We start from the raw sequence: 22,186 nt of genomic DNA on the forward strand, positions 1-22,186 counted from the left end.
AAGGTGAAAAGCCGAAAAAAAATCCCGCTTAGAAAATGCGTCGTGACGGGAGAAATGAAACCAAAGAAAGAACTGATTCGCGTTGTTCGTTCAAAAGAAGGTGAAGTGTCTGTTGACGCAACCGGAAAAATGAACGGGCGCGGCGCTTACCTATCTCTCGATAAAGAAACCATTCTTGCGGCGAAGAACAAACGTAGTTTACAGCAGCAATTTCAGACACAGATTGACGAACACATTTTTGAAGAATTACTAGAACTAGCTGAAAAGGTGAAAAAACCTAATGACTGAATCTGAATGGTATCCTTTGCTTGGTCTAGCAAATCGAGCTCGTAAAGTCGTGTCAGGAGAAGATCTGGTGATCAAAGAAATTAGACATGCGCGTGCTAAGCTGGTTCTTCTTGCAGCAGATGCCTCATCCAACACAGAGAAAAAGGTATCTGACAAATGCAAATTTTACAATGTTCCGGTTAGAAAAGTTGAAGACCGTTCCGTTCTCGGACGTTCTATAGGGAAGGAAGCTCGCGTAGTTGTCGCTGTCACTGACCAAGGCTTCGCTAAGAAGCTCATAAGCTTGCTCGATTAATTTATTTGGGGGTGAACGAATGGCTAAAGTGAGAGTATATGAATACGCAAAAGCCATAGATGTTTCAAGTAAAGATATTATAGCAGCGCTTAAGGATATGAACGTGGAAGTGAACAACCACATGGCGACGCTTGAAGACGACACTGTGAAAAAGCTAGACGCTATCTATAAAAAAGCCAAAGCAAAAGAGACAGCTAACGAGAAACCCGCAGAACAAAAAAAACAATCATCTAACAAAAACAATGATAGAAAGAAGAATGACGTGCAGAATAATCAATTTAATAAAAACAAAAAAAACAACAACCAAAACAAAAACAAAAATAAACGCGGCGGCAACAACAAGGCGCAGCATCAGCAAGCAAGACCTGTGAAGCCGAAAAAAGAGCTTCCTGAAAAAATTGAATTTACAAATTCAATGACAGTCGGCCAGCTTGCTGACGAGCTTGGCAAAGAAACTGCTGAAATCATCAAAAAACTGATGATGCTTGGTGTCATGGCTACGATCAACCAAGAGCTCGACAAAGATACAGTCGAATTAATTGCTTCTGAATATGGTGTTCCAGTAGAAGAAGTGATCATTTTAGAAGAAACTGAACTTGAAAAGTATGAAGTTGAAGATAAAGAAGAAGATATGCAAGTACGCCCTCCAGTCGTAACGATCATGGGACACGTTGACCACGGGAAAACAACGCTTCTTGACAGCATTCGTAAAACGAAAGTTGTTGAAGGCGAAGCGGGTGGAATTACGCAGCATATTGGTGCATACCAAATTGAAGAAAACGGTAAGAAAATCACGTTCCTTGATACACCAGGACACGCAGCTTTCACTACGATGCGAGCACGCGGTGCTGAAGTAACAGATACGACGATCTTGGTCGTTGCAGCAGATGACGGTGTCATGCCGCAAACGATTGAAGCGATCAACCACGCAAAAGCGGCAGAGGTGCCAATCATTGTGGCTGTCAATAAAATTGACAAACCAACAGCGAACCCTGACCGCGTGATGCAGGAATTAACTGAGCATGGTCTTGTACCTGAGGCTTGGGGCGGCGAAACCATTTTCGTTCCTTTATCTGCAAAAACAGGTGAAGGCATTGACGAATTGATCGAAATGATCCTTCTTGTCAGCGAAGTAGCAGAACTAAAAGCCAACCCAAATCGTGCGGCAAAAGGAACTGTGATCGAGGCTGAGCTTGATAAAGGAAGAGGTTCTGTTGCAACCCTTCTCGTTCAAACTGGTACACTTCAAGTAGGTGACCCAATCGTTGTCGGAAATACATTTGGCCGTGTACGTGCAATGGTCAATGACATCGGACGCCGCGTGAAAACAGCAGGACCATCTACACCTGTTGAAATCACTGGTTTAAATGATGTACCGCATGCAGGGGATCAGTTCCTCGTATTCAAAGATGAAAAAACAGCTCGTCAAGTCGGTGAGGCGCGCGCGTCTAAACAACTTGATGAACAGCGTTCAGACAAAGCGAAATTATCTCTCGATGACCTATTTGAGCAAATCAAACAAGGTGATGTGAAAGATATCAACTTAATCGTAAAAGCAGACGTACAAGGTTCTGCTGAAGCACTGACGGCAGCTCTTCAAAAAATTGAAGTAGAAGGCGTAAAAGTGAAAATTATCCATACGGGTGTTGGAGCGATTACAGAATCTGATATCATTTTAGCAAGTGCTTCTAATGCGATTGTGATCGGATTTAACGTACGTCCTGATGGCAATGCGAAGAGCACAGCTGAAACAGAAAACGTAGATATCCGCTTACACCGCATCATCTACAAAGTTATCGATGAAATTGAAGCTGCGATGAAAGGGATGCTTGACCCTGAATATGAAGAAAAAGTCATCGGTCAAGTTGAAGTTCGTCAAACGTTTAAAGTATCAAAAATCGGTACAATTGCTGGTGGCTATGTCACTGAAGGTACCATTACTAGAGACAGTGGTATCCGCTTAATTCGTGATGGCGTCGTCATCTTTGAAGGTGAAGTCGACGTATTAAAACGATTCAAAGACGATGTGAAAGAAGTTTCACAAGGCTATGAATGTGGTATTACCATTAAGAAATACAATGATATCCGTGAAGGTGATGTCATGGAATCATTCGTTATGCAAGAAATCGAAAGAAAATGATCGGTTATACCGAGTGTGAGTGTATGATCTATGATGCATCCTCACTGAAGGAAAAACGTGCGGTTCTGCAGCGTATCATGACAAGAACGCGCCATAAATTCAATGTGACCATTGCTGAAATGGACTATCAGGATACATGGCAGCGTACTTCGATCGGAATCGCCGTCATTTCCTCCTCCCGGGTTCAAGTGGAAAAGGAACTTCAGCGTGTGTTAAGCTTTATTGATTCTTTTCCGGAAATTGAACGAACGATCACGAAAACTGAGTGGTTTTAATTAGAGGTGATAAGATCATGAGTATGAGAGCAACCCGTGTGGGTGAGCAAATGAAAAAAGAATTAGGCGACATCCTTGGCAGAAAGCTAAAAGATCCAAGAATCGGCTTTTTGACTGTAACGGATGTTGAAGTATCCGGTGATTTGCAAATTGCCAAAGTCTACATTTCTGTTCTTGGCGACGAGAAGAAAAGAGAGGAAACCTTAAAAGGTCTTGCAAAAGCGAAAGGGTATATCCGCTCTGAAATTGGCAATCGAATTAGACTTCGCAAAACACCAGAGCTTCACTTTGAATTCGACGAATCTGTAGATTACGGTAACCGAATTGAAAGCCTGATTGCTGAACTAAACACAAAAGATCACGAATAAGACGTTGGAATAAGGATAGGCGATGATCGTCTGTCCTTTTTCATCGTTTATGAAAGGAGAGAACGCAGGTGCAAAACGGTGTTCTTTTATTACATAAAGAAAGAGGCATGACCTCTCACGACTGTGTGTTTAAAGTGAGAAAGATTTTACACACAAAAAAAGTGGGACATACAGGGACACTCGATCCAGAGGTTTCAGGTGTTCTGCCTATTTGTATTGGACGAGCGACAAAAATTGTGGAGTACTTAACAGATAAATCGAAAACGTATGATGCGGAAATCACCATTGGATTTTCTACAACGACAGAAGACCAAACAGGTGAAGTAGTAGAAGAAAAAAAAGTGTCAGAACCGATATCAGAAGATGACATTGATGCTGCGCTGAAACAATTTGAAGGAACCATTGAACAGATACCCCCCATGTTTTCTGCTGTAAAAATTGGCGGAAAAAAGCTCTATGAATATGCAAGGCAAGGCATTGAAATTGAACGTCCAAGCCGTGAAATTACAATTCATCGCATCGAGCGGACAACACCTGTCACATTTGAAAATGGAAAGGTATCCTTTAGATTCACCGTACTGTGTTCAAAAGGCACATATGTGAGAACGTTAGCCGTCGATATCGGAAAAAAACTTGGGTTCCCAGCCCACATGTCTCACCTCATTCGCATTGGATCTGGTGACTTTACGTTAGATGAATGTATCACTCTTGATGAGCTGCGGGAGATCAGCGAGAAAGGAACGGTTGAGGAACATCTTGTGCCGATCGAGCGTGCGCTCAATCATTTGCCGAAATGGGAGATAAATGATACATTAGCAAGTAAAGTGGAAAACGGTGCAGTCCTACCTATGCCTGATGAATTTGCTCATTTTGCAGAGGAAGATCGTGTCGCTGTCTTTGCTCCTTCAGGCCGTTGTATGGCGATTTATATGAAGCACCCGACCAAACAGAACCTGATGAAGCCGGCGAAGATTTTATCACAGGACAAGCAATCTTAAAGAAAAGGTGACCATCTCGTGAAGACTATACATATTTCACACCCACATACATTGAATCAAAAGGATCAAGTCCCGTCTGTGATGGCTTTAGGGTATTTTGACGGTGTTCACCTCGGACACCAAAAAGTGATTGAGGCAGCGAAAAACATTGCGGAAAAAGAGGGTTTAGCTCTAGCTGTCATGACTTTTCATCCGCATCCATCACATGTTCTGCAAAAAGCACGTGAACCAAAAGACTTAATCACACCGCTTGAGGATAAGATTGATTTTATCGAACAATTAGGTGCTGACTACTTATACATTGTGCAATTCAGCGAAAGCTTTGCAGCACTGTCTCCTCAAGAGTTTGTCGATCAATATTTGGACGAACTGAATGTGAAGCATGCAGTCGCTGGTTTCGATTTTACATTCGGCCGGTTTGGCGCAGGCACAATGGAAACGTTTGACGAATACGGGAAAGGGCGGATTTCTGCGACCATTGTACCTAAGCTTTCCAACCAAGACCGGAAAGTCAGCTCGACCCTTATACGTTCCGCATTGAAAAATGGAGACGTTGAATATGTGAGTGAGCTTTTAGGGAAACCGTATCAGCTGCGCGGCATTGTGATTCATGGAGATAAACGAGGACGCACGATTGGCTTTCCAACCGCCAATGTTGGTTTGTCTGCTGAATACATCATCCCGCCAACAGGCGTATATGCAGTGAGAGCAGAAGTGAAAGGCAAGGTGTATGACGGTGTTTGTAACGTTGGCTACAAACCAACATTTTATGAAAAACGTCCTGATCAGCCTGCCATTGAAGTGAACCTTTTTGATTTTAACGAAGAAATTTATGGTGAACCGATTAAATTACAGTGGTACAAACGGATTCGCAGTGAACAAAAATTTAACGGTATCCAAGAATTAACTGCTCAAATTAGTCAAGATAAAGAAGAAGCGATTCAGTTTTTTCAAGATCATCTTCATTAAACAAAAAAATCGCAGAAAAACCGCTCTATCATTTGCAAAATCGGCATATTTTTAGTATGATAATTCCTGTAGCTTTAAAACCACTTACTTGGCAGGCCGACTTCACCGACGGTTGCGAGGTAGATGGGGCTAACATGATTTGGAGGTGAAACAGGATGGCTATTACTCAAGAGCGTAAAACTCAATTAATTAATGAGTTCAAAACACACGAATCTGATACTGGATCTCCAGAAGTTCAGATCGCTGTCCTAACAGAATCAATTAACAACTTGAACGAGCATTTACGTACTCATAAGAAAGATCACCACTCACGTCGCGGTCTTTTGAAAATGGTAGGTAGACGTCGTAATCTTCTTACGTATCTACGTAATAAAGACGTAACTCGTTACCGTGAGTTAATTAACAAACTAGGCTTACGTCGATAATCGTAAAAAGCGGGAGGATTCCCGCTTTTTTATCGTATAATCACTAATATTTTATGGTTAAAATGTTGAAAGAATGGCAAAAACCCTTCTACATACAGCTTTCACATTGATATGTGAAAATCATTTTGTTCATAATAAGAAATAACCTAAAAACTTTACGACAAGAGAGGAGTTTATCTCAGAATGGGACAAGAGAAACAAGTCTTCACCATAGACTGGGCTGGACGTCAACTGACAGTTGAAACTGGCCAGCTTGCAAAGCAAGCAAACGGAGCAGTTCTCGTACGCTACGGAGATACGGCTGTGCTTAGCTCAGCAACAGCTTCTAAAGAACCAAAACCACTTGATTTTTTCCCGCTCACTGTAAACTACGAAGAAAGATTATATGCAGTTGGTAAAATTCCTGGTGGTTTCATTAAAAGAGAAGGCCGCCCAAGTGAAAAAGCAATCCTTGCGAGCCGCTTAATTGACAGACCGATCCGTCCACTATTTGCAGACGGATTTAGAAATGAAGTACAAGTCATTAGTATTGTCATGAGTGTGGATCAAGATTGTTCATCTGAAATGGCTGCAATGTTTGGCTCATCATTAGCTTTATGTGTGTCTGACATTCCATTTGAGGGACCAATCGCTGGCGTGACAGTAGGACGAGTAGATGGAAAGCTAATCATCAACCCAAACGTTGAGCAGCTTGAACAAAGCGATATCAACCTTGTTGTAGCTGGAACAAAAGATGCAATCAACATGGTAGAGGCTGGTGCTGATGAAGTACCAGAAGAAACGATGCTTGAAGCCATCATGTACGGCCATCAAGAGATCAAACGCTTAATCGAATTCCAAGAAGAAATTGTGAAAGCTGTCGGTAAAGAAAAAATCGATATTCCTTTATATGAAGTCGATCAAGCATTAGCAGAGGAAGTAAAACAACTTGCTGAAGCGGATCTACTGAAAGCGATTCAAGTACATGAGAAGCATGCTCGTGAAGATGCCATCAGTGCTGTGAAAAAAGCTGTCGTTCAAAAATTTGAAGAAGAAGAGCGTGACGAAGCAACGATTAAACAAGCGAAGGATGTCTTAAACAAGCTTGTGAAAAACGAAGTTCGCCGCCTTATTACTGAAGAGAAAGTACGTCCAGATGGACGCGGTGTCGATCAAATCCGTCCACTTTCTTCAGAAGTAGGACTTCTTCCAAGAACGCACGGTTCAGGATTGTTTACAAGAGGCCAAACACAGGCACTCAGTATTTGTACATTAGGTGCACTTGGTGATGTACAGATTCTTGATGGTCTTGGTGTTGAAGAGTCTAAGCGATTCATGCACCATTATAACTTCCCGCAATTCAGTGTTGGTGAGACCGGCCCAATGCGTGGTCCAGGCCGTCGTGAAATTGGACATGGTGCGCTAGGCGAACGTGCATTAGAGCCAGTCATTCCATCTGAAAAAGATTTCCCTTATACGGTTCGCCTTGTGTCTGAGGTGTTAGAATCAAACGGTTCTACTTCACAAGCAAGTATTTGTGCGAGCACACTTGCGATGATGGATGCAGGTGTTCCAATTAAAGCACCAGTTGCAGGGATTGCAATGGGACTTGTTAAATCTGGTGAATACTACACAGTGCTGACAGACATTCAAGGAATGGAAGATGCACTTGGAGATATGGACTTTAAAGTAGCAGGTACATCTAAAGGTGTAACAGCGCTTCAAATGGACATTAAAATCGATGGTCTATCAAAAGACATTTTAGAAGAAGCACTTCAACAAGCGAAAAAAGGAAGAATGGAAATTTTAGATAGCATGCTGTCAACGATTCCAGCTTCTAGAGGAGAATTGTCACGTTATGCACCAAAAATCTTAACGATGACAATCAATCCAGATAAAATTCGCGATGTCATTGGACCAAGCGGTAAACAAATCAATAAAATTATTGAAGATACCGGTGTGAAAATTGATATTGAACAAGACGGTACAATCTTTATCTCTTCTACTGAAGAAGACATGAACCAAAAAGCGAAGAAAATCATTGAAGATCTTGTCAGAGAAGTTGAAGTTGGCCAACTTTACTTAGGTAAAGTAAAACGAATTGAAAAATTCGGTGCCTTCCTTGAAATCTTCAGCGGCAAAGATGGACTTGTTCATATTTCTGAGCTTGCACTTGAACGTGTTGGCAAAGTAGAAGATGTCGTGAAGATTGGTGATGAACTACTCGTCAAAGTCACTGAGATCGATAAACAAGGCCGTGTAAACCTTTCTCGTAAAGCTGTTTTACGTGAAGAAAAGGAAAAAGAAGAAAAGCAGTCTTAATGAGAACAAATAAAATGTGTTAGAAGCCAGGTATCCGTGCCAGGCTTCTTTCTTTTCTTGCGCGTAACAATAGTTCTAGCTTGTTTCTCCCCATCATAATTTGTGGTAAAGGGGAGGGACAACCATTGAAAAAAACGATACCATTCTTTGTGTTTGTATTTTTACTGCTCGTGTCATATCAAACGATGAAGCAGCCGGCTGCTGTTACATATATGAATTCAATGAAAGAGCACGCCGAGGTAGCATCTGTTTCAAAAGATATTCTGTATCAAGAGATCGAATCGAAGTCTTCTGACTATGAAGAGAAGCCGCAAAATGCTAAGATTGATAAAGTGTGGAAAAAGATGCCTGGCTTAAATGGACAGACAGTCGATATCGATGCTTCTTACGAAAAAATGAAAAAACAGGGCTCTTTCGATGAAAAGCTGCTTGTTTTTAAAGAAACAAAACCATCTGTCCATTTGCATGAACTTGGTGCTGAACCTATCTATAAGGGACATCCAGATAAAAAGATGAATGCATTCCTGATCAATGTAGCTTGGGGCGACGAGCATTTAACAAAGATGTTGAATACACTAGAAAAGCATCAAGTGAAGGCAACCTTTTTCTTAGAGGGCAAATGGGTGAAAAACAGTTCAGATCTTGCTAAAAAAATCGTGGCAGATGGTCATGAAATTGGAAATCATTCATACAATCACCCGGATATGCGCACACTGACAAGAGAACGAGCATTAGAGCAGATGATTAAAACAAATCGCCAAATTGAAGAATCCCTTGGGAAAAAACCGATATGGTTTGCGCCTCCAAGTGGCAGCTTTAAAGAAGAAACAGTAAAGCTTGCGAAACAAGAAGGAATGGAAACCATTATGTGGACAGTAGACACGATCGACTGGCAAAAACCATCACCAGCTGTATTACAAAAACGAGTGCTTGGGAAAATTCACAATGGGGCGATGATATTAATGCATCCAACAGACGCAACAGCGAGAAGTCTTGACGCACTTATCACTCAAATCAAAGAAAGAGGATATGAATTAGGAACGGTTTCTGACCTCCTAAGTGAAAAAAGACATCCGTGATGCGATCTGTTTGTTGAATAGGAGGAGCAAAACTTGGTCAAAACGTATACATGCCAAAACGGAGTAAGAATTGTACTTGAAAACAATCCCACTGTAAGGTCTGTCGCAATTGGCGTCTGGATTGGAACAGGTTCTAGACATGAGACACCAGAAGTAAATGGGATCTCACACTTTTTAGAGCATATGTTCTTTAAAGGAACAAAGACGAGATCTGCACGTGATATCGCAGAATCCTTTGACCGCATTGGTGGTCAAGTGAATGCCTTTACGTCAAAAGAATATACTTGCTATTATGCAAAGGTACTTGATTCACATGCTGGGTATGCCCTCGATGTGTTGAGTGACATGTTTTTCAACTCTGCTTTTGACGAAGAAGAGCTGAAGAAAGAAAAAAATGTGGTCTATGAAGAAATTAAAATGTATGAAGATACTCCTGATGACATCGTTCATGATTTGTTAAGCAAAGCCATTTACGGTGATCATTCATTAGGTTATCCGATTTTAGGGACAGAGGAAACACTCTCTACTTTTAACGGTGATTCCCTTAGAAAATATATGGATGAATTCTATACGCCAGATCGCGTCGTCATCTCTGTTGCAGGGAACGTCGATGACACCTTCATTCGTGAGGTCGAAACATTATTTGGCTCGTATGAAGGAAAGGGGAAAAAGCAGCCTGTCGAAGCCCCGCAATTCCACTATGACAAACTGACACGCAAAAAGGAAACAGAACAGGCGCACCTTTGCATGGGCTTTAACGGACTTCCTGCTGGAGATCAGGGCATCTATGACTTAATCGTCTTAAATAATGTTCTAGGCGGTAGCATGAGCAGCCGGTTGTTCCAAGACGTAAGAGAAGATAAAGGACTTGCGTATTCTGTATTCAGCTATCATAGTTCATTTGCAGATAATGGAATGCTGACGATCTATGGTGGAACTGGAGCGAAGCAGCTGAACCTGCTATCTGAAACCATCTTACAAACATTAGACGTCTTAAAACGTGAGGGAATTACGCAGAAAGAACTTGAAAACTCTAAGGAGCAAATGAAAGGCAACCTCATGCTCAGTCTTGAAAGCACAAACAGCAAGATGAGCCGAAATGGTAAAAATGAATTACTCCTTGGCAAACATCGTACGCTTGATGAAATTATTGATGAAATCAATCGCGTCTCATTAGACGGCGTGAACAATTTATCGAAAAGAATCTTTACAGAAGATTATGCGCTCTCGCTTATTAGTCCGACGGGTGATGTACCTTCTGCTTAATCAAAAAAAGGCATGTCTTTTAAAAGAGATGCCTTTTTTTCATGTCTAAAGATTAATCAGCTAACTTGTTTTGCAGCTGATGAACAATTTTATTGATTGTCGAAAAGTGCTCTGTCAATAATTCCTCATCTGCAAATTGAATATCAAAAACCTCTTCTAATTCCAAAATGAGTGAAACTGCTTTTATTGAATCGAGACCGTGATTTGTTAACTCTTCATCTGCACCAATAGAAATCTTGCTATCATCGTCCAAAGAACGCAGGACCAAATCTTTTACTTGACTTGATAGTGAAAGGGCATCCGTCGTTTCATTCATCTGCAACGCTCCTCTTTACAAATTTTCTATTCTTTACATAAATTAACTATATTAGAATGGAAAAACATTGTAAAGCAGTTTCGAGATAAATAGGAATTGTTGATCATTCTCTTCAAATGAAAAATTTGGTAGAGTGAGAAGAAAAGAGACTGGGAAGGATGGATCAATCCATGAATAAAACAGACCTTATGCAGCACATTCCCTTATTAAAAAAAGCGATCTCCATAGACCAAATTGATAAAGGCTATTCTCGAGATGAAAAATGGGTCGTGACGATGTCATCAGATGAAAAGTATGTCCTTCGATTCACAGATCAAGAACAATATGACAAAATAAAGACGCAATTTGAGCTCCTTTCCCAATTAAGACGTCACGGTGTTCAGTGTGCTGATCCAGTGAAAATGGGTGTTCTAGATGAAACACAGCAAGTGTACTATATTTTATCGTTTGTAGAAGGTCAAGAAGCAAAAGAAATCATGAGTCAGTTAACAGAAGAACAGCAGTATGCGATCGGGGTAAGTGCAGGACGGGATTTACGAAACATGCATACATATCCAGCGCCATCACATATCGAACTTTGGGAAGAGCGTGTTGTGAAAAAGCATCATCGATATTTAACTGCTTATCGGGAAAGCGGTATCTCCATAGAAGGGGATGAAAAAGTTGCGCAGTTTATCGCACAGCACATAGATAAGGTGAAGGGAAGGCCTAACCAATTTCAGCACGATGACTTTCATTTAGGGAATATTATTATAAAGAATGATAAATATGCAGGCGTTATTGATTTTAATAATTTTGATTGGGGAGACCCCATTCATGATTTTTATAAAGTAGCTCTCTTCAGTAGAGAAACAAGTGAAGCATTTGCGGCTGGTCAAATAAATGGGTATTTTGATGGTGAAATACCAGCTGATTTTTGGCAGCTTTACTCTGTATATGTCGCAATGAGCATCTTTTCATCGATTATGTGGGTCATTAAATTTGATCCAGGTCAAATGGATGAGATGATCGAAAGACTAGAAAATGTATTAAAAGATCATGATTATTTTCGTCAAATAGAACCTCATTGGTATACGCATATCACTAGATAACAGTGAAATATAGGACGATTAGGCGGTGATGGAAGTCACTGCCTTTTTTGTTATAATGATACAAATTACACATTGTCATGAGTAGAAACATTTTATATAATCCAAACAAGGATCGAAAAAGTTGTAAAAAAATTCCGTTTTTTGTTGAAAAAGAGCAAAAGGCTGGTGATGGATTGAAACAAATCGACAAAGATTCAAAGCAGTTATGGCGTGTATATTTATGGACACTCTCATTTTTAAAGCCTTATACAGGTAAAGTGATTCTAGTCATTATGAGTGGATTCGTTATTACCTTGAGCGAACTCATTATACCTAAATTTATTCAATATTTTATTGAAACGATTTTGCCAGCAAAAGACTTTTCTAAAATGAATGGATTATTGTTAGGCCTGACTGGCTTGATAGCACTTGGTATTATACTGACAGCTGCACGAAATTTATGGCAAAGAAAATTAATCGAACAAGCCTCAAGAGATTCACAATTTGCTGCCTTCCAGCAAATCCGTCAACTCGGTTTCTCATACTACGAACAACATTCTGTTAGTGAAACACTCTCCTTTGTTAACACACAAACACGAGCTGTACAAGAAATTTACAGACGATACTTCCCACAATTTATCAATCAGACACTATTTATCGCCATCTCACTATACTTTATGATACAAATTTCTATCTTACTCACTCTCATCATTATTCCAAGTTTTATTCTCTACTATATCTTTGGCCCTTGGCTTGAAAAAAAGGCAACGATCTACGGAAGACAAAGTGCAGAAGGTTTTCGCACGTTGCAAACAAAATTATACGAAAGTCTTGCTTCAATGGAAGAGCTTAGAATTTTAGGTTATATGAAATGGGACATGGAGCGGATTCAAAAGCTGCATGAACAGGTCCGCCAAGATCATGAAAAAAATGTTTTTTTCGCTTACTTACGAGGAAGCAACCGCAGGCTCACTTATTATATTGGCGCTCTAGCTACATTTGCTCTCGGCATCTACCTTGTAAATAATGGCCAGCTGACGACAGGCGGTTTTGTGGCATATATACTATATTATTTTTCAGCAATGCATATGCTTACTTCTATTGTCACACTTCTAACAGAACAACGAATCTTAACCTTTCAAATTGAACCTTTATATCATTTTATGAAAAAAACACCCGATATTAGAGAGCCTCGTCAGCCTATGCTGCTTGATCAAGTCGAAGGCGATATCGTGTTTCATGACGTTGATTTTCATTATCCCAATCATCCTCCTTTATTAAAGGGGATGAATCTACATATTCGGCGTGGTGAAAAAGTGGCGCTTGTCGGTACGAGCGGTGGAGGGAAAACATCGCTTCTTAAATTAATTGGACGCTTTTATGATCCCTCATCTGGGATGATCACACTTGATGGAGTTGATTTGCGCTGTTTACCTACTAGTCAAATAAGAGGTGCGATGGGGTTTGTTTTTCAAGAAACGTTTTTATTTAATATGAGTGTAAAGGACAATATTCGTTTTGGAGATACAAGTCTTTCAGATCAAGAGATTATTGAAGCCGCTAAAAAAGCTGATTGCGACTCATTTATAAGAGAACTAGAAAACGGATACGACACCATACTTGGGGAAAGAGGATTAAAACTATCTGGTGGTCAAAAGCAAAAGATCGCCATTGCCCGGCTATTTGCTAAAAATCCAAGTGTTGTATTACTCGATGAAGCAACAGCATCTCTTGACAGTGTCAGCGAGCAAAAAGTCCAGCAGGCATTACATCAAACATTTAAGGAATCTACTGTCATTGCAGTCGCACATCGTTTATCTACTGTAAGACATTTTGACAGAATTATTTTGATAGAAGACGGTTGTATGTTAGAAACTGGACATTTTAATGAATTGATGAGAAAAAAGGGACATTTTTATCAATTGGCGTCTGACCGTTCAGAAAAGGAGGCAGGTGTAACATGAGGAAAAATTGGCTGTTTCTTTTGATCACAAAGCAAAAATGGATGCTCATCCTCGCTCTTTTACTCGTTTTGATTGAAGCAGCAGCTAATTTAGCCATGATCGGGCTGCAAAAGTGGCTCATTGACGATGTCCTTTTGAATAGCGGCAATCAACAATTCCCTCATATCTTGATGCTGTTTGCCATCATTTTTCTTGTCTATGTTGTCATGTTTGTCGCCAGCCCATATGTGATGCACAAAAACTACCTTACCATCCACCATTCATTACAGAAAAAGATGTTAGATCAGCTTCAGCAAGTATCGATGAGATCATATAAAATGCATCCAGTTAGTTATTATTTACACAAGCTTAACCAAGATGTAAAGACAGTCGCTGTCACAGCTGCTTTACATATACCGAAGATTGTACAAACCATTTTTATGGCCGTTGTTTTATCGATCATTTTACTATCTGTGAGTCCTGTATTATTTTTCTTGCTTCTTTTTGCAAGCACGTGTTATTTCATTGTCGGTAAAAAAATGGCGAAAACGGCAACAAACATCGCAAAAGAAGTGCAAGAGAGAAAGTCAGATCTATTCGTGCATGTCGAAGAAGGAATTTCTTCTACAAGAGAAGTTGTTGCATTTGATCGACGCAAATGGGAAATCGGTTTGTATAAAAAGCTATTTAACAAGATGATGGATCGTGTCATTAAAGAAGGTAAGTTTCAAAATAAGCTTCTATTTTTAACAGAGCCATTGAAATGGTTTGGAATACTATCTGTGCTTGTGTTTGGCACATATCAAGTAGCAGCAGGAAACATGTCAATCGGCTTATTTGTCGTCATTTACCAATATGCTTCTCAATTAATGAAAAGTTATCAGGAGTTATTCCAGTATGTATTTGAATTTTTCCACCAACGTGCATCTGTTCATCGAATTGCAGACGTACTGCAAATAGAAAACGAAGAAAAAGGAACGAAGCGAATACATTCTGTGGAAGATGTGGTGTTTGAAGATGTTTGTTTTTCTTATGAACAAACATCTAAAGGGGCTTTAAACGACTTGAATCTTCATATTCCAAAAGGAAAAAAAGTGGCCATTGTTGGAGCGAGCGGCAGCGGGAAATCGACTATCTCAAAGCTGGCACTTGGACTTTATCAACCGGATAGCGGAAACGTTTTAGTAAATGGCGTTGAACGATCAGAGATAGAGCCATCTCATTTCTTAAAACGAGTAGCCGTTGTCCCGCAAGAACCCTATTTCTTCCCAGACACCATACGTCTCAATCTCATCATGGGATTAACTGATATTACTGAAGAACAACTTGAACAGGTTTGTGAGATTGCACAAATTCTTCCCTTCATTAAAGGACTTGAAAAAGGATTTGATACAGTCATTGGAGAGAGGGGAATTTCCTTGTCAGGGGGACAACGACAGCGTTTAGCTATCGCTAGAGCGCTTTTAAAACAGGCTGATTTTCTGATATTAGATGAGGCGACATCGGCCCTTGACCGGCAGACAGAAAGGCAGGTTCAAAAAGGGATAGACGATGCAAAAGGAGGAAGCACTTTGCTTGTAATTGCACACAGATTATCGACCATACAAAATGCAGATATGATCTATGTACTTGAAGACGGTGCTGTTCAAAGTTGCGGTACTCATGAGGAGCTGATGGAAGCCTCCTCGCATTACCGCTCTTTATTTATGGCGCAGGTCATCACAGCGTCTTAGTCAGTTTGGTTTTGACCAAAGTAAAGAGTCGATCTAAGGTGCGGAAGTGGTCAGGGTGTAATTCTTCGTCTTCAAACGCAATGTGAAAGGTGTCCTCTAATGAAATAACAAAAGAGACAATTTGGACAGAATTTAATCCTAAAGCTTTTAAACTATCATCAAGGCCTGGCTGCTCAGTGAGCGATAACTTATTCATCACAAGTTGGACAATTTTTTCTTCAACTTCTGTTCGTGTCAGTTCATTCATGTCGTGGCTCCTTTCTAAAAGATTAATATGTGTTATATTTTGGTGGATGAAGAAGAAAATTGCAATCGTTTTTATCAATCTATCATAAGGGGTGGCATTCATTGTCATATGTAAGCTATCAAAAAAATAATGTTCGTGTGGTATTAGGGGCAGATGAATCAGTTCAGAATTTAGTCATCAGTAAAGTACATCCCTATGTTGAGTGCAGCAAAATAACAGACAGACTTGAAGGAGACGTTTGGACGATTTTAACGAGCAAATATGCACAAGACATTCAAACAGAAGTGCCACTTGAAGAAGTCTTTTATCAAACCAAGATGGAACCTCGCTGCCGCTACCTGTATCACGGAGAGAAGAAAGTCGTTGTGATAGATGAACCAAAAGATGTCAGATGGACAGCCCAACACGCACTGCGTTTAATAAGAGTACTGCTTCGCCTTTTGTGTTATCAGGATGGACTTGTCTATTTGCATGGCGGCATGATGGAGATGAATCAAAAAGGGATTGCACTAGTAGGCGGATCAAGAGCGGGCAAAACATCCACCATTTTATCCTTGTTATCCTTAACCGATGCAACGTACATCACAAACGATGATATAGGGATTTCATATACGAACAACGAGTACAAAGGAACTGGTTGGCCGAGATCTATGAGTATTCGGAAAGATTCTTTTGAAGCCATTGAAAAGCTTGGAACACCATATAGACTTCAAACATCGAGTCATCCATTTAATGAAGATGATAAGAACTATCATTTCGTCTATCCGGAGGAATTAGAAAAATGGTTTTCACGTGAAGTCAAAACAATGGGGAAAATCGATGTCATGGTGTTTCCTGAGTTTTTACCTCATGGGCAAACGGGCGCCACACTTTCGAAAATCAGTCCACATGAAGCAGGGGAACGTCTAAAGGAGCACGCAGTCATCAATCCTGGAAGACATAATGAATTCCTCTTACCATATTTCACATTACCGACACCCGAAGAGCTAGAACCATTTCTTAAACATCTAGCGGAAAAGATCCCTTGTTATTCATTAAAACAGGCATTTACTTCTTTAGAGAAAGGAACCTTTCTCATTCAAGAGCTTCTTGAACAATCCGATATAGTCGTGTAAGACGTTTTGGAGGTGAGTCATGGTTGAGCAGGAGTATAAATATTTGTTGTCACAAACAGATTTTCAACACATCTACAACATGTTAAGTCAACATCATAAACCTACTTATTTAATGAACTTCAATTACTATTACGACACCTCAGATTTTTTATTAAAACGATATGGCTATACCGTACGGATCCGTCAAACCAGCGGCAAACGAACACTTGAGATCAAATGTCCCAGTCAAACGTCTGGTTATAAAAGAGTAAGAGAAGAAAAGTCATTTCCTATTGAGGATCTACCGCAAAAACTAGATGTACAGAACATCGTAACGTCTTTACCTTTTACAATGACTGAACAGCCAGAGTTGTTAGGACTATTGGTTACTGAACGAACTACCTTTTATATCGAGACAGGCATCAAAGTGGATTTGGATCAAAGCAGCTATCTTGGCATCACAGATCATGAATTAGAAATTGAATATGACAGTGAAAAAGCATATGAGGCAGATCAATGGTTTCATAGACTAACGGATGATTTGGACATACCAGTCAATCGAAAAGGGAAACGCTCTCGATTTATCACTAGATTTAAATCACTATACGGGAAGGAGTAATCAACATGCGGGCTGTTTTGGATCAATCCACTCTCACAAATGAAGAGAGGCTGCTATTACTTGGCTCACGTATTCAATTAAATGAAAAAGAAGAAGAGTTGATGAGAGATTTATTAAAAGACGGCATCGATGTACCTCAATTGATTGGACTTGCATCAAGACATAAGGTACTTCAACTGATGACGCCTCATTTGATTCGCCTTGATGATGAAAAAAAAATCACGACAACCTACAAATTTTTACTTCATTATCATTATATCGGGAATCGTCAAAAAAATATGGAGAGATTCAAGGAATTAAAGCGTCTTTTACAAACATTTCGAAAAGAAAATCTGAAAGCAGTCCCTCTTAAAGGAGCCATTTTAACGCCTCTTGTTTACAAAGATTATGGACTCCGAATGATGTCAGACATTGATTTCTTAATTCATCCAGATGATCGAAAAAGAGCTTCTTCATTGCTCAAGGAGGAAGGGTTTATCATCGGTAAATATGACTGGGCAACCGATCAAGAAATACCGATTTCCCGAGAAGAAGAAATGATGTGGAGAATGAATGCCGGGAATCTTTATTCACATATTAAACGAAGCGGAGAAGACTTTTTGAAGGTTCACCGTGTTGATTTCTCATACGATGTTGAGCTGAAAAAAAACTACGACGCTACAAATGCCTTGCTAGATGCTGCTATAGAAAAGTCATTTTTGCAAACGGATACTTATATGCTTGAACCTTTAGATTTTCTCATTCATCTTGCTTTCCATTTATACAAGGAAGCAACAAATGTACAGTATGTCTATTTACATGCAGATCTCAATTTGATTAAGTTCTGCGATGTAAGGGAGTACGTCAAGTTTGCTGAAGAGCAAAACCAACTTGATTGGCATGCTTTGCAAGCAAGAGCGAAGGAATTAGGGGCCGAGAAAGCACTTTTTTACACGTTTACGTTTGTAGATTTATTGTATCAAACGAACTATATCGATCAATTGCAGCAGTTAGATATGAGTGACCAATCGTTCTTAGAAGCCTATGGAGAAAATGATTTCGGTTCTTCGAAAATGTGGAAGAAATCTTTTGTTGAGCGTTTTTTCAGCTTGGATAATCGTGATGAGCTTGAAGAGGAGCCTGTCGTACAGCTGTTCCCTGAAAGGCAGTAGCAAAATGAAGAGGAGGATTCTATATGGAGATAAAAGCGCTTTTTGAAAAGCCAAAGAACGATTTTCCTTATGAAAAATCATTTGTGTTTGCAGGTATTCATTTTAACATTTTATCAACCGAATCGCTGGCAATTGAAGATATCGAACATTATATCCCGAAAGAACCAGACAGTGTGGGGGATATGCCTTCACAGATTGATATACGGTTTATCATTGATCCTGAGCTTGAACAGTCCGTTCGCAATGCGTGCTTTCAAAAGGGTGAAACGATTACAGCAAAAAGGAAGTTTACTTACAAACGATTGAAATTAGACGATCAAGTATTGTTTGCCTCGCATGAAGGTGACGAGCCGCACAGTGTGGCGGTCAATAAAGGGCGTTATGCTGTGATTGGAAAAAACAATAATGAATCTGCGATACGCTGTCCACTGCGAATCGTTCGAGAAATTGCCCTTAGAACATTAGAAAACCAAGGTGGATGCTTTACGCATGCAGCGGCTGTCTCTTTTGAAGATGGCCAAAAAGGAGCGTTAATTATTGGCGATAAAGGTGCCGGGAAGTCAACTACTATGTGGCAGTTTTTGCATCATGGGGGAGCAGATTTTATCACAAACGATCGTTCTATTTCAGTGCTTGAAGATCAGGAACTTACTGTGTATGGATGGCCGATGTGCTTGGCGCTTGGAGTAGGAACCGTCCAAGCCACAACAAATATACAGGAACTGAAAAACAAAAAATTCAGCCGGTCTCAAGATAAAAGAATATGGGATGAAACCATATCAACAGAGGAAGAGGCAAAAGAAAAATGGGCGAGCGGCTGTAAGTTTGAAATTACACCAAAAGAAGCTACTGACATGACAGGAACAACGATTCGGAGCTCTACGAAAGTAAATATGGTGATTTTTCCTTCACTCAAAATAGGTTCAGGTGAGATCAGGCTTGTACCAGTAAAAAACGATGATCAGAGAGCAAAAGATATCATGGTCGCCAATATAAGAGAACCAGAAGATCCTGACTATTTAAAAGGCTGGCTCGGCCTTCGGCATGTGTCAGATACCTTTCTTGAACAAAAGGCATCTGAGCTGATCCATCATTTATTCAATATGCCATGTTTTTATTTAGAGGGTGATCCGCGGTATCTCCAGGACGCGATTCCAGATCTATTAAACAAAAAAGTGAGTTCCATTTAAAGAGAGGATTGTCTAAACATTCGTTTGAGACGGTCTTCACGCTTTTTCATCTGTTCGTGATCTGCTGGCAGCATGATTTGAAAGAGCATGTCGGCAATCGGCCGTGCGAGCCTTTCGTCAGAGTTTAAGAGAATGCAAACGCCTAATTTACGCTTTGGAATGAAGCCAATATAGGAGGTGAAGCCTTTAATTTCTCCGCTATGTTCAGCTAAGGTGAATCCGTTAAAAGGTCTCAAAAACCATGATAGACCAACACCTCTAGTGAAATCTTCTTCAACCATAACGGGGCTTTGCATTTCTTTTAGCGAATGCTGATGAAGCAGACGGTTTCCGTCGTATTGAGCTTGAATGAATCGAATCAAATCGTCTGCTGTAGAGAATAGTCCGCTTGAACCGTCCTCCCAAGATGGTGTTTCAGCACTTGGATAAGATATGCCGGAAAGACCAGAGGAAGAAAGGGTATACCCTTTGGCTGTGGATGCTGTTTCAATAAATCCAGTTTGCTGCAAATCGAGCGGTTCTAGTATGTGGGTATGCACTAATTCTCTAAATGGCTGTTGACTCACTTTTTCTAGTACTTTACTTAAAATTGAATAGCCAAGACTGGAATAATTGATGATAGACCAAGGCGGTGTAAAAATAGTCAGTATTTCCATGCACTGAGCTAATGTCATATCTCGCAGATGAGTTGCTTTATCGAGTGTTTTGGGCAGGCCTGAGATATGAGAGGCAATCATTCGGAAAGTGAGTGGAATTGGTTCAGACATGTGACTTTTTATGAAAGAAAGTAAAGGTTCGTAAGTATGAATAGGCTCATCGAGTTGAATCAATCCTTCCTCTCGTATTTTCATCATGACCATTGCAGTAAAAGGCTTAGTCACTGAACCAATTCGAAAGGTTGTGTCTTTTGTAACAGGGGTGCCGCTTTCAATATCAGCTAGGCCCTCATGCCACGACCAAACGTGCTTATCTTCATGAGAAATACAAATAGAGCAGCCAGGAATTTGATGTTGATTCAATAACTTCTTCATGTCAGTGGTTGTATCTTGCAAGCGTTGTAGGATCGATTCATTGATCAAAATAGACACCTCTTTCATACAGAATATATATATATTACCAAATGTTTCATGTTGTTTTGAGGTAAAGAATCAATATTTTTATATTTTAAAAGAGAGCGGGCGATTGATAATGAAAACAATTCAAAAAACCATTCTTGATATTTTAAAAGGCGATGGCCAGGATATTGAACAAATTCCATATGAGCTTGTAGAACGTAAAGGAGTAGGGCATCCAGATACGATGTGTGACGCCATCGCAGAAAGAGCTTCTCAATATTATTCTCAATATTGCATGGAACATTTCGGCAGAGTAGCACACCACTGGTTTGACAAAGTGATGCTTCTTGGTGGAGATGCTGATGTAACGTACGGAAAAGGAACAATGGTCAAACCTTATCAAGTTGTGTTTGCTGGAAAAGGGGCATACGCATACGGTGATGAGCCGATTCCTCTTAAAAAGATTCTTTTCGATGCAGCCAAAGATGTGTTATCAGAGGTGACGACCGGATTTGATGCTGACGAACATCTCGTCATTGACTGCCGGATTGTTGATCATCAAGGGGCAGGGCGTAAAAATTCTAGATATCGTCCGATGGTTGAAACAGATATGATCGAGATTGGTGATCCAAAGCTTGTTTCAAATGACTGTAATTTACTGCATGCTCATGCCCCGTTAAGCCGTCTTGAGAAGCTAGTTCTCTATACAGAGCGTTATGTGAATGGACCAGAATTTAAAAAGGTGAACCCAGATACCGGCTGGGATGTGAAAATATTTGGAAGCAGACGTCATGAAGATTTCAAACTCATAGTAAACATGCCTTTTCTAGCAAAAGATATTCATAGTCTTGCGGAATATTTTTCCCGTAAAAAAGAATGTCAGGATCAAATTGCACGCTATATTCATGAAACGTTAGGACTTACCCCTGATCTTATGCTGAACGCAACAGATCGCAATGGTCGCCCGTACTTAACAGCACTTGGTTCTGTAGCAGATACAGGCGATGTAGGTGTTGTTGGAAGAGGAAATCGATTAAATGGATTGATCACCCCAATGCGGTCTATGAGTATTGAAGCACCGGCTGGTAAAAACCCGCTTGATCATACAGGGAAATTGTATGGAGTGCTCGCGCAACGATTGGCAGATCAAATTTTTGAGACCATTCAAAAGCCAACAGAAGTGCATATCTTTACTTCAAAAGAAGCACCGCTCCACAACCCTGATGAAATTGCCGTCCGTATTGAACAGTGGGATGGAAATGAAGTGGATAGAAAGAGAATTGAAGACATTGTCATGAATGCGGTTCATTCGATGGGCGATGTGACAAAAGATTTAATTTTTAAAGGCGTGACAATGTGGTAAT

At 40.2% G+C, this 22,186-nt stretch carries 22 protein-coding genes; 19 read left to right on the top strand and 3 right to left on the bottom strand.

From position 1 onward, the window contains the following. The first annotated feature begins 3 nt into the window (after positions 1-3). The 11 genes from rnpM to MHB38_RS08555 all read left to right on the top strand — a co-directional run bounded on the left by rnpM (position 4) and on the right by MHB38_RS08555 (position 10,404). The gene (gene rnpM, locus MHB38_RS08505) at positions 4-288 is read left to right on the top strand and encodes an RNase P modulator RnpM (protein ID WP_008344742.1); all 285 of its coding nucleotides are present in this window, start codon (positions 4-6) and stop codon (positions 286-288) included. After that, entirely contained in the window at positions 281-583 is a 303-nt protein-coding gene (locus MHB38_RS08510; RefSeq protein ID WP_007499528.1) for a YlxQ family RNA-binding protein, read from the top strand. The genes rnpM and MHB38_RS08510 overlap by 8 nt, the downstream gene beginning before the upstream one ends. Before the next feature lie 19 nt (positions 584-602). Next, positions 603-2,723, top strand: a complete 2,121-nt coding sequence (gene infB / locus MHB38_RS08515; RefSeq protein ID WP_007499526.1) for a translation initiation factor IF-2 — start codon at positions 603-605, stop codon at positions 2,721-2,723. Continuing rightward, a complete protein-coding gene (locus MHB38_RS08520; RefSeq protein ID WP_017359071.1) occupies positions 2,720-2,998 on the top strand; it encodes a DUF503 domain-containing protein in 279 nt (92 codons plus the stop codon). Before infB ends, MHB38_RS08520 begins: the two co-directional genes overlap by 4 nt. A 17-nt stretch (positions 2,999-3,015) precedes the next feature. Further along, positions 3,016-3,366: a 30S ribosome-binding factor RbfA gene (rbfA, locus tag MHB38_RS08525; RefSeq protein WP_007499525.1), complete on the top strand. Its 351-nt coding sequence runs from the start codon at positions 3,016-3,018 to the stop codon at positions 3,364-3,366. Between the two features lie 68 nt (positions 3,367-3,434). Beyond that, positions 3,435-4,364 carry a tRNA pseudouridine(55) synthase TruB gene (truB, locus tag MHB38_RS08530; RefSeq protein WP_202734493.1) on the top strand — a complete coding sequence of 310 codons (930 nt, stop codon included), beginning with the start codon at positions 3,435-3,437 and terminating at the stop codon, positions 4,362-4,364. Positions 4,365-4,382: 18 nt separating this feature from the next. After that, positions 4,383-5,333, top strand: coding sequence for a bifunctional riboflavin kinase/FAD synthetase (gene ribF / locus MHB38_RS08535; protein ID WP_017367263.1), 951 nt, complete (start codon positions 4,383-4,385; stop codon positions 5,331-5,333). 155 nt (positions 5,334-5,488) lie between these two features. Next, positions 5,489-5,758 carry a 30S ribosomal protein S15 gene (gene rpsO / locus MHB38_RS08540; RefSeq protein WP_008354438.1) on the top strand — a complete coding sequence of 90 codons (270 nt, stop codon included), beginning with the start codon at positions 5,489-5,491 and terminating at the stop codon, positions 5,756-5,758. Between the two features lie 183 nt (positions 5,759-5,941). Beyond that, positions 5,942-8,059, top strand: a complete 2,118-nt coding sequence (gene pnp / locus MHB38_RS08545; RefSeq protein ID WP_007499522.1) for a polyribonucleotide nucleotidyltransferase — start codon at positions 5,942-5,944, stop codon at positions 8,057-8,059. Between the two features lie 125 nt (positions 8,060-8,184). Continuing rightward, complete coding sequence (locus MHB38_RS08550; RefSeq protein ID WP_056704734.1) at positions 8,185-9,138, top strand: polysaccharide deacetylase family protein; 954 nt, start codon at positions 8,185-8,187, stop codon at positions 9,136-9,138. Between the two features lie 33 nt (positions 9,139-9,171). Then, positions 9,172-10,404, top strand: coding sequence for a M16 family metallopeptidase (locus tag MHB38_RS08555; RefSeq protein WP_041090488.1), 1,233 nt, complete (start codon positions 9,172-9,174; stop codon positions 10,402-10,404). Between the two features lie 52 nt (positions 10,405-10,456). Here MHB38_RS08555 and MHB38_RS08560 read toward each other — a convergent pair whose 3' ends face one another. After that, on the bottom strand, positions 10,457-10,720 hold the full coding sequence (locus MHB38_RS08560) for an acyl carrier protein (protein ID WP_052463354.1): 264 nt from the start codon (positions 10,718-10,720) through the stop codon (positions 10,457-10,459). 170 nt (positions 10,721-10,890) lie between these two features. On the opposite strand from MHB38_RS08560, the gene MHB38_RS08565 reads away from it, so the two are divergent. The 3 genes from MHB38_RS08565 (at position 10,891) to MHB38_RS08575 (ending at position 15,466) form a co-directional block, all read left to right on the top strand. Then, positions 10,891-11,811: an aminoglycoside phosphotransferase family protein gene (locus MHB38_RS08565; protein WP_234922840.1), complete on the top strand. Its 921-nt coding sequence runs from the start codon at positions 10,891-10,893 to the stop codon at positions 11,809-11,811. A 173-nt stretch (positions 11,812-11,984) separates the two neighbouring features. Then, complete coding sequence (locus MHB38_RS08570; protein WP_341003080.1) at positions 11,985-13,754, top strand: ABC transporter ATP-binding protein; 1,770 nt, start codon at positions 11,985-11,987, stop codon at positions 13,752-13,754. Continuing rightward, complete coding sequence (locus MHB38_RS08575) at positions 13,751-15,466, top strand: ABC transporter ATP-binding protein (protein ID WP_135227173.1); 1,716 nt, start codon at positions 13,751-13,753, stop codon at positions 15,464-15,466. Before MHB38_RS08570 ends, MHB38_RS08575 begins: the two co-directional genes overlap by 4 nt. On the opposite strand, the gene MHB38_RS08580 is transcribed toward MHB38_RS08575, so the two are convergent. After that, positions 15,453-15,713 carry an acyl carrier protein gene (locus tag MHB38_RS08580; RefSeq protein WP_041507289.1) on the bottom strand — a complete coding sequence of 87 codons (261 nt, stop codon included), beginning with the start codon at positions 15,711-15,713 and terminating at the stop codon, positions 15,453-15,455. The two genes, MHB38_RS08575 and MHB38_RS08580, sit on opposite strands and share 14 nt — an antisense overlap. A 101-nt stretch (positions 15,714-15,814) precedes the next feature. On the opposite strand from MHB38_RS08580, the gene MHB38_RS08585 reads away from it, so the two are divergent. Genes MHB38_RS08585 through MHB38_RS08600 form a run of 4 tightly spaced genes read left to right on the top strand, consistent with a single transcriptional unit; the run spans position 15,815 to position 19,767 of the window. Next, the gene (locus MHB38_RS08585; RefSeq protein ID WP_135227172.1) at positions 15,815-16,828 is read left to right on the top strand and encodes a hypothetical protein; all 1,014 of its coding nucleotides are present in this window, start codon (positions 15,815-15,817) and stop codon (positions 16,826-16,828) included. A 19-nt stretch (positions 16,829-16,847) separates the two neighbouring features. Continuing rightward, the gene (locus MHB38_RS08590) at positions 16,848-17,426 is read left to right on the top strand and encodes a CYTH domain-containing protein (RefSeq protein WP_057079546.1); all 579 of its coding nucleotides are present in this window, start codon (positions 16,848-16,850) and stop codon (positions 17,424-17,426) included. 5 nt (positions 17,427-17,431) lie between these two features. Further along, complete coding sequence (locus MHB38_RS08595) at positions 17,432-18,577, top strand: nucleotidyltransferase domain-containing protein (RefSeq protein ID WP_135227171.1); 1,146 nt, start codon at positions 17,432-17,434, stop codon at positions 18,575-18,577. A gap of 23 nt (positions 18,578-18,600) precedes the next feature. Continuing rightward, entirely contained in the window at positions 18,601-19,767 is a 1,167-nt protein-coding gene (locus MHB38_RS08600; protein ID WP_341003083.1) for a hypothetical protein, read from the top strand. Here MHB38_RS08600 and MHB38_RS08605 read toward each other — a convergent pair. Further along, complete coding sequence (locus tag MHB38_RS08605) at positions 19,764-20,846, bottom strand: serine hydrolase domain-containing protein (RefSeq protein WP_167764463.1); 1,083 nt, start codon at positions 20,844-20,846, stop codon at positions 19,764-19,766. The genes MHB38_RS08600 and MHB38_RS08605 overlap by 4 nt on opposite strands. A gap of 109 nt (positions 20,847-20,955) precedes the next feature. Between MHB38_RS08605 and MHB38_RS08610 the strand changes: the two genes are divergently transcribed. Continuing rightward, positions 20,956-22,185, top strand: a complete 1,230-nt coding sequence (locus tag MHB38_RS08610; RefSeq protein ID WP_135227169.1) for a methionine adenosyltransferase — start codon at positions 20,956-20,958, stop codon at positions 22,183-22,185. Position 22,186 lies beyond the last annotated feature (1 nt).

Source organism: Bacillus sp. FSL K6-3176 (genome assembly GCF_038003325.1).
In the GTDB taxonomy this organism is placed as follows: Bacteria; Bacillota; Bacilli; order Bacillales; family Bacillaceae; genus Bacillus; species Bacillus altitudinis.

Excerpts from the sequence above, each read along its gene's own strand:
- MHB38_RS08510 (WP_007499528.1), top strand. The coding sequence starts at position 281 with ATGACTGAATCTGAATGGTATCCTTTGCTTGGTCTAGCAAATCGAGCT.
- infB (WP_007499526.1), top strand. The coding sequence starts at position 603 with ATGGCTAAAGTGAGAGTATATGAATACGCAAAAGCCATAGATGTTTCA.
- MHB38_RS08520 (WP_017359071.1), top strand. The coding sequence starts at position 2,720 with ATGATCGGTTATACCGAGTGTGAGTGTATGATCTATGATGCATCCTCA.
- rbfA (WP_007499525.1), top strand. The coding sequence starts at position 3,016 with ATGAGTATGAGAGCAACCCGTGTGGGTGAGCAAATGAAAAAAGAATTA.
- rpsO (WP_008354438.1), top strand. The coding sequence starts at position 5,489 with ATGGCTATTACTCAAGAGCGTAAAACTCAATTAATTAATGAGTTCAAA.
- pnp (WP_007499522.1), top strand. The coding sequence starts at position 5,942 with ATGGGACAAGAGAAACAAGTCTTCACCATAGACTGGGCTGGACGTCAA.
- MHB38_RS08560 (WP_052463354.1), bottom strand. The coding sequence starts at position 10,720 with ATGAATGAAACGACGGATGCCCTTTCACTATCAAGTCAAGTAAAAGAT.
- MHB38_RS08565 (WP_234922840.1), top strand. The coding sequence starts at position 10,891 with ATGAATAAAACAGACCTTATGCAGCACATTCCCTTATTAAAAAAAGCG.
- MHB38_RS08575 (WP_135227173.1), top strand. The coding sequence starts at position 13,751 with ATGAGGAAAAATTGGCTGTTTCTTTTGATCACAAAGCAAAAATGGATG.
- MHB38_RS08580 (WP_041507289.1), bottom strand. The coding sequence starts at position 15,713 with ATGAATGAACTGACACGAACAGAAGTTGAAGAAAAAATTGTCCAACTT.
- MHB38_RS08590 (WP_057079546.1), top strand. The coding sequence starts at position 16,848 with ATGGTTGAGCAGGAGTATAAATATTTGTTGTCACAAACAGATTTTCAA.
- MHB38_RS08595 (WP_135227171.1), top strand. The coding sequence starts at position 17,432 with ATGCGGGCTGTTTTGGATCAATCCACTCTCACAAATGAAGAGAGGCTG.
- MHB38_RS08600 (WP_341003083.1), top strand. The coding sequence starts at position 18,601 with ATGGAGATAAAAGCGCTTTTTGAAAAGCCAAAGAACGATTTTCCTTAT.
- MHB38_RS08610 (WP_135227169.1), top strand. The coding sequence starts at position 20,956 with ATGAAAACAATTCAAAAAACCATTCTTGATATTTTAAAAGGCGATGGC.